This window comes from Paenibacillus sp. UNC451MF (assembly GCF_000686845.1).
In the GTDB taxonomy this organism is placed as follows: Bacteria; Bacillota; Bacilli; order Paenibacillales; family NBRC-103111; genus Paenibacillus_S.
This window is the reverse complement of record NZ_JMLS01000073.1, coordinates 1-1,577: the sequence shown is the minus strand read 5'-3', so window position 1 is coordinate 1,577 and position 1,577 is coordinate 1. Positions and strand designations below refer to the sequence as shown.

Genomic DNA, 1,577 nt, shown 5'->3' with positions numbered 1-1,577 from the left:
GGCCTCACATCTTGGTTATCTTTTGCCTGAATTAATTTGAAGCCTAATCCAAAATCATCTCGGATTGCCCAAACATCATTAACCTCACAGCCCAACGCTTTTTGGTAATATTCCTTCGATTTATTCAAATCAGAAACCAATAGGACGGTAAGAAAATTTTCTATTTTAGCTTTCACTTGCTCACTCATTTCGTTATTCCTCCTTATAATCTCGATCTTTTTTGTTTTCTAACATTAATTCAACAAAACCGCATTTTATCCTTTATATGGAATTTTAAATTGGTGTTTATTCTAGATTATTTCAGCTGCTATCTTCTATTTTTATAATTTCAACCTATATATAAAATAGTATTTTTAAAATATAAGGTGCTAGGAGGAAAGCTATGGCGCAAAGACCGCTTGTCTTGATTCATGGCTACTCGGATACGGGAGAATCCTTCCAAACATGGGTTAAACTACTGAGCAAAAAAGGGAGGGATGTTCGGTCCATTCGCGTTTGTTCTTATGAGTCACTGACTAATGAGGTAACGATTCCCGATATTGCAGAAGGATTCGATCGGGCCCTCCGTGAGGAAATAGGCTTGAAGGGAGACGAACCGTTCGATGCAATCGTCCACTCGACCGGAATGCTTGTTATCAGATCCTGGCTTTCAGCCTATGCCAAAAGACGCGATCGTCTAAAGCATTTAATCGGCCTTGCTCCTGCCAGCTTCGGATCCCCCTTAGCACATAAAGGGCGCAGCTGGCTAGGCGGTATTTTTAAAGGACGCAAGGAGCTCGGTCCTGATTTTCTTGACGCCGGAGATCGTATTCTGGAAGGACTCGAGCTCGGCAGCCGCTTCACATGGGATTTGACGGATAAAGATTTATTCGGGAGTAAGCCTTATTATGGACCAGACGGGGATACGCCGTACGTTTTTATTTTTTGTGGGTCGGAGGCTTATGGCGGTATACGTAGGTTAGTTAATGAACCCGGTACGGATGGAACGGTACGTTGGGCAGGCTGTGCATTAAATGCTCGAAAGATTACCTTGGACCTGACCCGAAATGTAGAGGACCAAGCTCGGATCTCTTTTTCCAATTGGCACAAGGATCATCATGTTGACATTCCCCTCATTCCAGTTGAAGGTTTGAACCACGCTTCGATTCTTGAGAATCCGACGGATGAACTCGTTAATAGCGTTCACACCGCATTGGAGGTAAATAGCAAGCAGGAATTGGATGACTGGTATAAAGATAGCAGTAGCCTTCTAAATGGGAAGCTTACTCCTTGGCAGCAGTTCGTTATCCGTGTGACCGATGAGCGCGGCGATCCGATTACGGACTACTTTATTCAACTAGAGGGCGTACGTAAAGACGGAGGATCGGAAGACCTACATTATTTTGATGTGGATGTTCATGTGTTCAGCGGAGATTCAAGCTTGCGGAATTTTCATATTAATTTGGAGGAACTGCAACCCGAAAACCTTCAGAGTCTCTCACTGAACATCATAGCCTCTTCTGGCTCATCCCTAGTCGCCTATCATGGTTTTACCGCTGGGGACTATGACATGGAGGGTGTGTGGCACGCCACCTTGG

At 44.2% G+C, this 1,577-nt stretch carries 2 protein-coding genes; one reads left to right on the top strand and one right to left on the bottom strand.

The window, feature by feature from the left end:
- The coding region (locus BP97_RS0130925) for a VOC family protein (RefSeq protein ID WP_028552552.1) at positions 1 to 188 on the bottom strand (188 nt) is incomplete at its 3' end.
- A 194-nt stretch (positions 189 to 382) separates the two neighbouring features.
- On the opposite strand from BP97_RS0130925, the gene BP97_RS38060 reads away from it, so the two are divergent.
- Positions 383 to 1,577 (top strand): esterase/lipase family protein (locus BP97_RS38060; RefSeq protein WP_051621074.1); only part of this gene is annotated, 1,195 nt, incomplete at its 3' end.